Source organism: Brasilonema sp. UFV-L1 (assembly GCF_012912105.1).
Lineage (GTDB): Bacteria > Cyanobacteriota > Cyanobacteriia > Cyanobacteriales > Nostocaceae > Brasilonema.
This window is the reverse complement of the sequence record NZ_QMEA01000028.1, coordinates 24373-36394: the sequence shown is the minus strand read 5'-3', so window position 1 is coordinate 36394 and position 12022 is coordinate 24373. Positions and strand designations below refer to the sequence as shown.

At 42.8% G+C, this 12022-nt stretch carries 7 protein-coding genes; 6 read left to right on the top strand and 1 reads right to left on the bottom strand.

Annotation, left to right across the window (positions count from 1 at the left end):
- The first annotated feature begins 102 nt into the window (after positions 1–102).
- The 6 genes from DP117_RS11215 (at position 103) to DP117_RS11190 (ending at position 9179) form a co-directional block, all read left to right on the top strand.
- A complete protein-coding gene (locus tag DP117_RS11215) occupies positions 103–2166 on the top strand; it encodes a DICT sensory domain-containing protein (RefSeq protein WP_169218388.1) in 2064 nt (687 codons plus the stop codon).
- Between the two features lie 166 nt (positions 2167–2332).
- Complete coding sequence (locus DP117_RS11210; RefSeq protein ID WP_169218387.1) at positions 2333–2716, top strand: YkvA family protein; 384 nt, start codon at positions 2333–2335, stop codon at positions 2714–2716.
- 998 nt (positions 2717–3714) lie between these two features.
- Complete coding sequence (locus DP117_RS11205) at positions 3715–4674, top strand: orange carotenoid protein N-terminal domain-containing protein (RefSeq protein ID WP_169218386.1); 960 nt, start codon at positions 3715–3717, stop codon at positions 4672–4674.
- Between the two features lie 368 nt (positions 4675–5042).
- Positions 5043–5252 (top strand): hypothetical protein, encoded by a 210-nt coding sequence (locus DP117_RS11200; RefSeq protein ID WP_169218385.1) that lies wholly within the window; start codon positions 5043–5045, stop codon positions 5250–5252.
- Between the two features lie 251 nt (positions 5253–5503).
- Positions 5504–8014 (top strand): CHAT domain-containing protein, encoded by a 2511-nt coding sequence (locus DP117_RS11195; RefSeq protein ID WP_348982999.1) that lies wholly within the window; start codon positions 5504–5506, stop codon positions 8012–8014.
- Positions 8015–8360: 346 nt separating this feature from the next.
- Positions 8361–9179: a DUF928 domain-containing protein gene (locus tag DP117_RS11190; protein WP_248277621.1), complete on the top strand. Its 819-nt coding sequence runs from the start codon at positions 8361–8363 to the stop codon at positions 9177–9179.
- 185 nt (positions 9180–9364) lie between these two features.
- On the opposite strand, the gene DP117_RS11185 is transcribed toward DP117_RS11190, so the two are convergent.
- Entirely contained in the window at positions 9365–12013 is a 2649-nt protein-coding gene (locus DP117_RS11185; RefSeq protein WP_169218382.1) for a CHAT domain-containing protein, read from the bottom strand.
- Positions 12014–12022: the final 9 nt, after the last annotated feature.

Here is a 12022-nt window from a genome sequence, read left to right as displayed (position 1 = left end):
ATAATTATAGGACATTATGTTTAGGGGAGCTAACGCTGTTTAGAACTCCTCCAATTTTGACTGGAAATGAGCGGATGAAGGGAAATCCAGTGTTTATCGGTTATGAAGACTTCAGATTCTATATTGCAGGATTTACTCAAAATAATACCACATCTCCATCCTAAAGTCTATTTCAAGACTTCCCTAACAGCTCTTTCTCACGCAATGGAAGACCTTGTACTCGCAGGGACAGATAAACCACTGGTTCTAGCAAATTTTCAGCAAGAGCGCTTTTATCGGCAGGAGAGTCGTCGCTATCAGCGAATTGCCCAACACACAGATCAGGTTTATGTCTTGGCTGCACCAGAATCTGATTTTATGGCGGCTTCAACTCCTTATACGACTATTTCTTTTGACCCTGATGACAGTTTGGCGCAGGAGTGGCATCTTATTATCATTGGTCAGAAGTATGCTGCCTGCATAGTTGCTCTTGAATTTGCTTCCCCGGTAGACATGGTATCATCAGACCAAGCCAGACAGTTTAAAGGAATTTGGACTTTTGACCGTCAGGTTAGCATGATTGCAGCCCAACTTTTACTGGATAAGATTTTAGTTTATCGACCGGAACTAGCGGCAAGCCTGAAACAAGCACGAAAACGCTACGGTTTCAAAAGCAAAACTTTGTCTGATGTGAAAACTGAGCGAGTACCAGAAGTTGATGTCAGACTGTTTACAGACTGTCTGGTAACATATTTGCAAGCTAGCCAATACAAGCAGCTCAAAGCCTATCGTACTATAACTAAAAAGGAGCGCAACGAGCGCCTTATTAATGTGATCACTGCTGCTATCCGTAGTTCTTTAAAACCGGAAGAGATTTTTCAGATTACAGTTAAAGAATTAGGACAACTGTTTAGCCCTTGTCGCTGTCTTCTTTACCGCTATCATCCTTCTGAAGTGTCAGCACCTATTGAGTATGAATGGGTTGCTTTGGGACTTCCAACTCTATTGGGAAAAACTTGGTCTTTGGCAAATCACCCACTGTTTGAAGCTGCTTTGACTGGTGAACGGGCTTTAGCCCAAGGAGTAACTTTCTCTGGAAGTATCGCCATCGCCGACACCACACAAGATTTGGGTATACAAGCATATCCCGATTTAAGTGCTCAATTCCAACAAGCTTCTATTCGCTCGTGTCTTCTGGTACCAATCCGCTATCATCAAACTTGGTTAGGAATATTGGAACTGCACCACTGTGGTGACTCTGCTTATGTTTGGAGTCAGTCTGACAGAGCATTGGTAGAGGCGATCGCCACTCAAGTCGGAGCTACCCTCATCCAAGCTCAAGCTTACCACAACCTGGAAACTCTTAATCAGCAACTGGCAGCTTTAGAGCGTACACAAAGCAACCTGATTGCGATTGTGGGACATGAGTTGCGGACTCCTCTATCTACCATCCAAGTTTGTTTGGAGAGTTTAGCAAGCGAACCTGAAATGCCATTAGAGTTTCAGCAGTCAATGCTAGAAACGGCATTAGGTGATTCTGAGCGGATGCGCCGGTTGATACAGGATTTTATCACCCTTTCTCGTTTAGAAGGAGGTTCAACGCGCTGGCATGTGGAGTCAATTTCCCTCAAAACTTGCCTGGATTTAGTTCTGGGCAGCCTCAAAGAACGCTCTTTGGCGCAGTCTTCACCCCAAATTGTTCTGGAGTTACCACCTGAGTTACCTTTGGTACAAGCTGATGGGGAAGGACTTATAGAAGTCTTGACAAAATTACTGGATAATGCTTTTAAATTCACCAATCCAGATGGTACAGTGACAATTCGTACCCAAGCTCTTAATCCTGAAACTGAGCCAGTGACTTCAGTGACTTCTTTTGTTTCCGAGAGTCAGCCTCAGCTTAAAAAGATGTTAGAAGTGATCATTGCAGATACAGGTCGAGGAATTGAGCCAAATCAGCTAGAAGCTATCTTTGAACGCTTTTATCAAGCAGAAGGTTTTCTACGACGCACAATTGGCGGTACTGGATTGGGTTTAGCAATTTGTCGTCAAATCATTCAAAGACTAGGGGGAGAGATTTGGGCTGTATCTGCAGGGAAAAATCAGGGCAGTGAGTTTCACTTCACATTGCCAATCGCATTTTCTATTGAAGGTAAAATCAACTCCACTTACGGTAGCAACGAACTGTGATGTAGTCAGTGGTGACCTTCTTGGGCTGGTGGTGGGCTGACGCTGTTGCTGGATTGGTGATTGTTTTCTATGGCTTCAAAGAGGGTTGGCATGCTTGGGTCGAAAGCGGACACCTGTAGAGTAGTGTTTAGGATAATCAAACACTACTCTAACTTAACTCTAAACAATGCACTCACTTAAACAACTAGCCAGGAAACTGAAAAATGAGGGTTATGCAGTCTATCTAGCGAGTAAAGATAGCAGAACTCCCTGGTATGCAAGGCTACTAGCCGTTGTGATTGTTGCCTATGCTTTTAGTCCAATTGATTTAATTCCAGACTTCATTCCCATCCTGGGGTACCTTGATGATCTGATTCTAGTGCCGGTGGGAATTTGGATAGTGGTTAAGCTGATTCCGACCCATGTTTTGGCTGAGTGTCGGGAGAAAGCAGAAGCAATGAAGTCTCAGGGTAAACCAAAAAATTGGATTGCTGCTGGGGCGATTGGTGTTCTCTGGCTATTGTTGGGAGTTTTAATTGTGCTCTGGCTGAGGAGATTTTTCAAGCGATAAATCAAGCTTAGATGGCTTGCACAAATTACGAACAGCTCCATTCTATTGATGTATGGGAGAATATCGGTATGAAAGTGCTGAGTTACAACACCTTGTTTGGTGGATTTGATGGGACGGATGACCTTTTTTGAATTCAAAATTCGCTCATTCAAAGTTCAAAATGAAGAAGAGAAAAATTTTTGAATTGAAGTCCCCGTCCTTAAGGACGGGGTTTAAATTTCATAATTCTGAGTACAGGCTCCCGCTGAAAACGAAGTGGAGAGCGGTCTGAAATCGGTGGTGGGTACTCACCGCCCCCACCGATTGTCTTTAATGCGTGAATGCGTGAATTTTGTTAGCGCAGCGTGCCGTAGGCATACTTTGAATTTGAGCGGAGCGAGTGACTGCCGCTTCTTGGCTCAAAAAGAGGTAGTTGAAGAAGTTAACCCCGATGTCTTATTAGTGCAAGAGGCAAAAAGGATAGAAGCATTTTTTCTGTACTCAATAGCTTGACTAAGTATATCCAAGTATTGTTAAGCTTTACAATATTCTCTCAGAAATCACCCGTCGGCGTTTGGAGTGGCTCTAAAGACAGCAGGCAATTGAACTGGATATATAAAAGTTCCTTATAGGACTCTGTTAATAGACAAATTTATCATATTTGTTTAAAAAACTTTACAAAAATCGCAGTATTTGTTACATTATTTAACGTGATAGCTTAACCATGTGGAAAAAGTTTTCATCAATACACACAGTTACGTCATTAATGACTAAGGTGGTCATCACTGCCAACTACCATTAACTGATGTAGTAGCTAGAAAACCCACGGGCTGGCTTCACTGCAACACAAAAAAATTCAACCTTTACAAGCGCCAAGACCAGAATTGCATCACTTCTAGTTAAGCTGCATTCTTACTGAATACAGCTTGATGGGAAGGACTGCAAGCCTGTCTTAGTGTGGAGATCCGAAAAAGTACATTTTGAGCAATTAAATACAAATAGACCTGGAGATTCAGACGATGGCTTATTCTATCGAGTCCGCTCAAACCATTTTTTCTAGCACTCGAGTTCCTAGTCCGATTCCAGCCACCATAGCGCTGTTCGATCAACTCAACGTTGACGATAAACTGGCATTACTCTGGTACGCCTACGCTGAACTAGGTCGTACCATCACCCCCGCTGCTCCTGGTGCTGCACGCCTACAGTTTGCAGAAGGAATGCTAAATCAAATTAAGCAGATGTCTAATGACGAGCAAACGCAAGTCATGAGGGATCTTGCTAACCGTGTTGACACTCCTATCGGTCGTTCCTATGCAAACTTCAGTGTGAACACCAAGCTAGCTTTCTGGTACGAGCTAGGAGAGTTGATGAAACAGGGCTTAGTCGCTCCTATTCCCCCTGGATATCAAATGAGTGGTGGCGTCAGAGTAGTGCTAGAAGCAATCCAGAAACTCGATCCAGGTCAGCAAATCACAGTACTTCGTAACACTGTCGTAGACATGGGATTTGAGGAGGAGGTTGCTCCTAGTAAGTATCCAACAGAAGCAGAACCTTTGTTCGCACGCGAGCAGCCTGCTCCTACTGCGATCACTATCGAAGGCGTCACAGAACCTGCAGTATTGAAATATATTGAAGCCCTGAACAAAGACGACTTTGACGCTGCTTTGGCTCTATTTACTCCTGATGGTGCCCTGCAACCACCATTCCAAAAGCCGATTGTTGGTCGTGAAGCCATTGGTGCTTATATGCGTGCAGAAGCACAGGGACTCAATATTATGCCTTCTGGAGGTATATCTGAGGTTCTACCAGATGGCTCTAAGCAGCTCAAAGTTACAGGTAAAGTCCAAACGCCTTGGTTCGGTGTTCAAATTGGTATGAACATCGGATGGCGCTTCTTAATCAATCCCGAAGGCAAAATTTTCTTCTTGGCGATCGACATGCTGGCTTCTCCTGAAGAACTATTAAACTTGCGTCGATAAGGCTGAATGGATTTTGTACAGTGCTAACTTTCTTATAAAGCTACTCTGACCAAAAACAGAAGTGAGAAAGTCAGAGAGTGTATGAGAGTGTGGAAAAATATCTTTCCTCACTCTTTCTGGGGATGAGCACAGCAACTAACCCTAAAACTGCCCTGGCACTTTTGAAGAGATTGCCTTTGGGAACGAAATAGCCCCCTTTTGGTTTATCTTAAGGGGGTTCATGCATTTGTAATTAGATTTTCATCTAATTAATTTATGTAAATTTTAATCTTTTCTTAAGATTTTAGTTTTAAGATTTTCTTTAGATTCTTAAAAAAACTAATGTGTGCTCACACTAAGAGCGAGTATCTACAAAAGAGGTATATCCTATGAACTCATCAATGTTACGTTACATCTGGTCTGTGATTGAAGAAACTCAAACCAGTACTCTTCTAAACTTCAGCGATGCAGAACTAGTCCAGCAGTTAATCAGACTGCTGAAAAACAGGAAACGACTTAACGATGAAGAAATCAGTATCATGAGTGCTTATATTGGTTCGAGAGTCCCACTCATTCGCGACTTAGCTTTTGCGCGTTAAGCAAGGATAAATGGACAATAGGTTATTAAGTAGCGATCTGCCTTTGGCAGCAGCGTTAGCGCAGGCCCCCTAAGGGGCTAGCTATCGCCTAAACTCCAGTTAGCAAAGACGTGGTGCAAATGAGGGCAAGGAACTGCAATCACATGGTCAAAAAAAAATCCAGATTCCGCAGAATCAAACGCTTTTTAAGTGTACTGCTGCTATTGGCTATGTTCTTGGGCGCGGGATTATTGCCCCCCACTTTTGCACATATGACTGCACAAATCTCAGCTGTTCAAGCCTTGCCCAATGCCCAAAACCTGCTTGAACAAGGGAAAAAACTTTATGAAGCTGAACGGTTTGCCCAAGCAATTGCAATTTGGCAACAAGCTACTTCTGCATTCAAAGCGAATGGAGATGAACTCAGACTTGCCATAACACTGGGGAATCTATCATTAGCTTATCAGCAACTTGGACAGTGGACTGATGCAGAAAGTGCGATTAGCAAGGCGATCGCTTCGCTTGACGCCCAAAGTCTTCATCTGATAAAAACCTCACAAAATAGAAAGACTTTAGAGCACTCTCAAATTTTAGCTCAAGTCCTAGATATCAAAGGTCGTCTGCAATTGGCTCTTTCTCAAGCTGAAGATGCCTTAAAGACTTGGCGACTCTGTGCTGAGATTTACGAAAAAATCAAAGACAAAAACGCAGTTATTCGTAACCGCATCAACCAAGCTCAAGCATTACAAGCTTTAGGGTTTTATCGTCAAGCTGAGAAGACGTTAACTCAAAGTATCAAGACTCTAGAAAGCGAACCCAACTCACCTGTTAAAGTTACAGCACTGCGTAGTCTCGGTAATGTCTTGCAAGTCACGGGAGATTTAGAAACATCTCAGCAGATATTGCAGCAAAGTTTAGAAGTTGCTGACTCATTGTCAGATACGCAAGCAATAGGTGATATTTTAATAAGTCTAGGCAACACAGCTCGCGCCCTACAACATACCCAACAAGCAATAGATTTCTATCAAAAAGCTGCCAAAACTGGCATTTTACCTACTACGCGTATCCAAGCTCAAGTCAATCAACTAAGACTATTGCTGGAAACCAATCAATTCCAAACTTTCCCAACATTATCATCCCAAATTCTAACTCAACTTAACGACTTACCCCCCAGTCGCACAGCAATTTCTGCTCGCATCAACTTTGCTCAGAGTCTAACGCAATTTAGAAAAAAAACTACTGCACAGACTCCCGAATGGTTGGATATTGCCCAACTACTATCAACTGCTATCCAGGAAGCAAGAAGCTTGCAAGACAAACGAACAGAATCTTATGCTGTTGGTGTTCTAGCAGGAGTGTACGAACAAACCCAACAAAAATCTGATGCTCAAAACCTCACCCAGCAAGCCTTGCTAATTGCTCAAGCGATTGATGCTAAAGATATTATCTATCAATGGCAATGGCAGTTGGGACGTTTGCTGAAAGCTAAGGGAGATATCAAAGGGGCTACCGCCGCTTACACAGAAGCAGTTAACAACCTCCAAGCCTTACGTAACGATTTAGTTGCTGTCAATCCTGAAGTGAAATTTTCCTTTCGGTATGAAGTTGAACCTGTATATCGGGAGTTAGTAGAGTTGCTTTTGCAACCTGAGGGTAATTCTCCACCAAGTCAAAAAAATATCGAAAAAGCTCGTGAAACAATAGAACAGCTGCAAGTCGCAGAACTTGACAACTTTTTTCGCAACACCTGTTTAAATGCTCAGATTCAAAGTCAAAAAGAAGACAAAATCACAGCAGCAGCAGTTCTCTATCCATTTATTTTGCCAGACCGATTAGAGGTTATCCTCCAGTTACCACAAAGAGGCTGGCAGCACTACACCACTGCTGTAGGTGAAAAAGAAGTGCAAAGTACTTTAAAACAATTACGGGAAAATTTAACAAAGCCCCACACACTGCGACAGGTTCAGTTCTTATCCCAAAAGGTCTATGACTGGCTGATTAAACCTGCTAAAGCTGTCTTGGCTGATAGTAAAATTTCGACTTTGGCATTTGTGCCAGATGGTTCGTTGCGGAATATCCCAATGGCGGCTCTCTACGACGGCAAACAGTATTTGATTGAGAAGTATAGCATTGCACTGACCCCCAGTTTGCAACTGATTTCACCTAAACCATTACGGAAAGAATTAAAGACAATAGCTGCAGGATTGTCTGAACCACGTTCCGGATTTTCTGCACTAGACAACGTGAAGCGTGAATTAAACGAAATCCGCTCTCAGGTACCCAGTAGCATACTTCTCAATCAAGAATTTACAAGATCGGCTTTGCAAAAAAAACTTAATTCTCTACCTTTCCCAGTTGTTCATCTTGCAACTCATGGTCAATTTAGCTCCAAAGCTGAAGAGACATTTATTGTTGCTTGGGATGAACGTATTTATGTCAAGCAGTTGAATAAGCTAGTGCAAACTGTAGAATTAAACAGACCTGAAGCTATTGAATTACTTATCCTGAGTGCTTGTCAAACAGCTGCTGGAGATGAGCGAGCAGGATTGGGAATTGCTGGTATCGCTTTTGGAGCGGGAGCACGTAGTACTATTGCTTCTCTGTGGAACTTGGATGATGAGTCTACCGCCGTGTTGATGAGTAAATTTTACCAAGAGTTAGCAAACAAAAAACTCACGAAAGCCGAGGCACTTCGTCGCGCCCAGTTAGCTCTTTTACATAATCCTAAGTATAGACGTCCTATGTATTGGTCACCTTATGTTCTTCTAGGTAATTGGCTTTGACCGAATCAGTTATCAGTTATCAGTTATCAGAAAGAACTCAGAAGTCAGGAATCAGGAGTCAGGAGGAAATGCTGGATTCTTTATTTCTTTATTCTGAATCAAGAATTGCTGACCGGAGGCTCTGCGGTGAAGCAGCGCTCTTGGTAGGGTTTCCCGACAACAGGCGACTGTGAACCCGCTCTTGCGTAGCCGTGCCGTAGGCATAGGGCTGGTGGCTCCGCTCCTGAATTCTTCACTGTGTACTGTTTACTGTGTACTGTGTACTGGTCACTGTGTACTGTGTACTGTTAAATCCGCACCATGCTATGCTAACGATAGCTGTAAGCGTACGTACCCTATGAAATGGATGCTAACAATCGCTCTGATTTTGAGCAGCGTCATCTATTGTCCAGCAAAGGTAACAGCCCAAACTCAACAACCAGCAACAACCAAGCAGCCTGTACAACCAACTAAAGATAAGACTTCACCTCAACAACGTACTTCTCGACCAGTTTTTGTTTTCCCAAAGACACCCACTCGGTTAAGTCCTGTATCTGGGCGTAGAGCAGGAATGGGTAGCCGGGATAATTGTCCTACAGTTCCAACCGCACTCACGGCTTTAGTACCGTTACGAGAGGAACAAAAGGTTAGCAAACAGACAGACAAACCAATTTTGGGGATTGTGGAGGGGTTAACCACCTCTGAACAACCAACGTTTTGGTTTTATGTTCCCTACACCAATGATTTAACAGCTAGTGCTGAATTTATTTTACAGGATAGTGCGGGAAACGATATCTATAGAAATGCGATCGCACTTCCTCCAAAACCTGGCATCATAGGTGTTTCTCTCTCATCCAATGCATCCTTGCAAGTCGGGAAAACATATCGCTGGTATTTAAAAGTCCGTTGCAATCAACAACAAACAGCCAGTGTTCCTATTTATGTAGAAGGAGACATTCAAAGAGTCAACTTGGATTCTCGTGTCGTGCAGCAGTTAGAAGCAGCAGTTGATCCAAGGCAAAAGGCTACAATTTATGCAGCTAATGGTATTTGGTTTGATTCTCTGACTATGCTGGCACAAATGCGCCAGAAGAATTTTAATGATGCATCTGTTGCTGAAGATTGGCAAAGTTTATTGCGATCGGTCAATTTAGATAATATTGCTACGGCTCCTCTGGTGAAATAACAGTAAACAGTACACAGTACACAGTACACAGTACACAGTGAAGGAGTCACCGAGTCAGGAGCCAGAAGTCGCAATTTTTTATTTCTTCCTTGGTGAATCAAGAATTGCACCAATTGCTGAATTCTTCTTCAAACTGATACTGCGCTTCCTTGATAACTGATAACTGATAACTGATAACTGTTTCTCTACAACCAGTTGCCAACTAATACATAAGGTGCCCAGTAAAGAGGACGAGTGTATTCAGTACCAGACAGCAGCTTTAATTGAGCAGAGCGTAAAGCTTCTGCTGTAGTTTTACCAGTTGTTAACTGACGGTAGAATTCACTAATAAACAAAGCAGTAGAGTCATCACCAATTTGCCATAAGGACGCTAAAGTACTCCGCGCCCCAGCTCGAATAGCAACTCCTGCTAATCCTAATGCAGCACGGTTATCTCCTGCTGCTGTTTCGCAAGCACTCAGAACAAGTAATTCAACTGGTTCTGTTCGTTTTTGCTCTCTACTTTTGAGCAAGCTATCTAATTCACTCACATTGATACGTCCATCGGCTGCTAAGATGAAAGTGTCTTTGGCTTTAGAGCTAAATTTCCCGTGAGTTGCCAGGTGAACGACTCTAAAAGGTTGGGAGTTGATGCTTTTTCCTAAAGTTGTACTTTTGAAATTTTCATCCAATAATGTCGTTGTCGAGACGCCCGATTGCTGAATTGATTTCAGTTCAACTTTAACGTTGGGAAGCGGTGGAAACTTTTCGTTCTTGGGTGGTTGCGATAGTCCACCAGCAAGGGCATTTAACTTTGCCTGTGCTAGAGGTTTGGGGGTAAAGAGTTGCAATCCTGGGCTAATGGCTACAGCGTACTTCTGGACTAAATACAATGCGCCATCATACAATGCAGATACTGGGATGTTTTGTAGTGACCCGTCTGGAATAAAAACTAGAGTATTCACTTTACTATTTTTGAGGTCACCTTCAACTGGTTTAATTAACCAATCATAAAGCTTTTGGGAAACTTCCTGAAATTTCTTACTAGCATCGGGTTCGACTATCGTCTCTCGCATTTGTGTAATGACTTGCTCTACTTCCTGACGATTCACCACAGAAGTTTTACGCATTAACGGTTGGTTGGGAAGTTTGAAAATAACTTCTAACTGGTTATCTAGAATAATGGGGTAAAAAATAGCAGTATTAGGATGATCACGGTCTACCACTTTGTCCAATACCACAAATTGGTTACTCAAGCAAGCTTCTCGGAAAAAATTATCTAGTTCTGCTAGTTGCAAGGCTTCAATTCGCTTGCGGACTTTATCTAAATCAGGTTTTCCTTGTCCTTTCTGTTGTAAAAGCAGTTCTACTGACTGGCGATAAATTGGTTCTACACTATCACGAAAATTAAACTGCACCTCTCGGTTAACTGCTACTAAGTCACTGCGGAGAGACTGAAGAGTTGCGACTGCGCTATCATAAGCGGCGATCGCTCCCGAAATATTTCCCTGTACTTTGAGCAAGCGTCCCAACTGCCACTCCCAACGATAAGCTATATCTGAAGCATTGATTTTTTGTGCGATAAACAACGCTTGCTGCATCAAATTCTGCGCTTCTTGCCATTGCTTGTTTTGCTCATAGACTTCTGCTAAACTACCTAGTGCATAGGATTGGGCACGCTCGTCACCTATGGTTTTGGCTTGTTGAACGCTGCTTGCTAGAATTTCTGCGATGTTTCGTTTGTCACCAATTTTGGTTATGGTGCGAGCAAAATTGATACGTGCATAAATACCAGCTTGATTTGTCGGTAGAGTTGCTAATTGAGATTGGATTGTGGAGATTAGTTGAGATGTTGCATCCCGTCGTTCTACATCTGTTGTATTCTTATTCTCGACAAGCAAGCTGAGTTGATTGATTTGGGCTTGAACTTTGGTGAGTGGGTTTGGTGCAATTAAAGCTGCATTTTCATAATGAGCGATCGCATTTTCTCTGTTACCATTAGCTCTAGCAGTATTACCTAGAGAAAATTCTGTCAGACTAATTTCTTGGGGCAGTTGCAGACGTTGAGCAATTTCTAAGCTTTGTTGTAAATTTTCTTTTGATTGTTCTAAATCACCTAATTGTTGTTGGGCATTACCAAGCGTGCGTAAAGCAGTTACTTTTTCAAGTGAGTCAGGTTGGGTTTGTAACTGTCGGGAGACTGTATTCAATATGTCTAAGCTACGACGGTAAAAACCAGAAACTCGCAACGCTTGTGCTTGGTTGATGCGGCTGCGCGTCACTCCAGCACTGTGTTGTTTACCTAAGCGCTTCCAAATTTCCTCTGCTTGTTGTGATGTTTTTAGAGATACATCTGCTTGTCCCTGTGACAGTTGCAGTCCGCCTTGAATCTCTAGAGTTTGTGCCAGAACTTCCAATAATTCAGACTTTGGATTGTTGACATTTAACTTTTGATTGTTCTCATCCCAGCCAAGTAGATTTAAGCTGGTGTTGATGGCTTTTGACGCTTCTTTCCATGAGCCGAGTGCAAGGAAGGCTAGAGAGAGATTTGTTTGTGCTGCGGCTTGTGCGAGGATCTCGCCTTCTTTCTGATAGATGCGGACAGCTTGTTGTAAAACAGTTACAGCTTCAGCAAAGCGTCCTGCTTGATAAAGCGCTTCTCCTTGAGAGACAAGTTGCTGTGGTGTAGTGGTTGAGGGTTTGGTGGTTTGGGTGTGAAAATTGTCTCCTGAATTTATCTGGGGTTGTTTGGCGAATGTGCTGGGGATAATAGTTAGGGAAAAAGCAAGGGTAAATAGGACTACATGAGTCACCGCAAATCTAACGAGTCGCTTGGTCAGCGCAAATGGATGCATATTTCATAC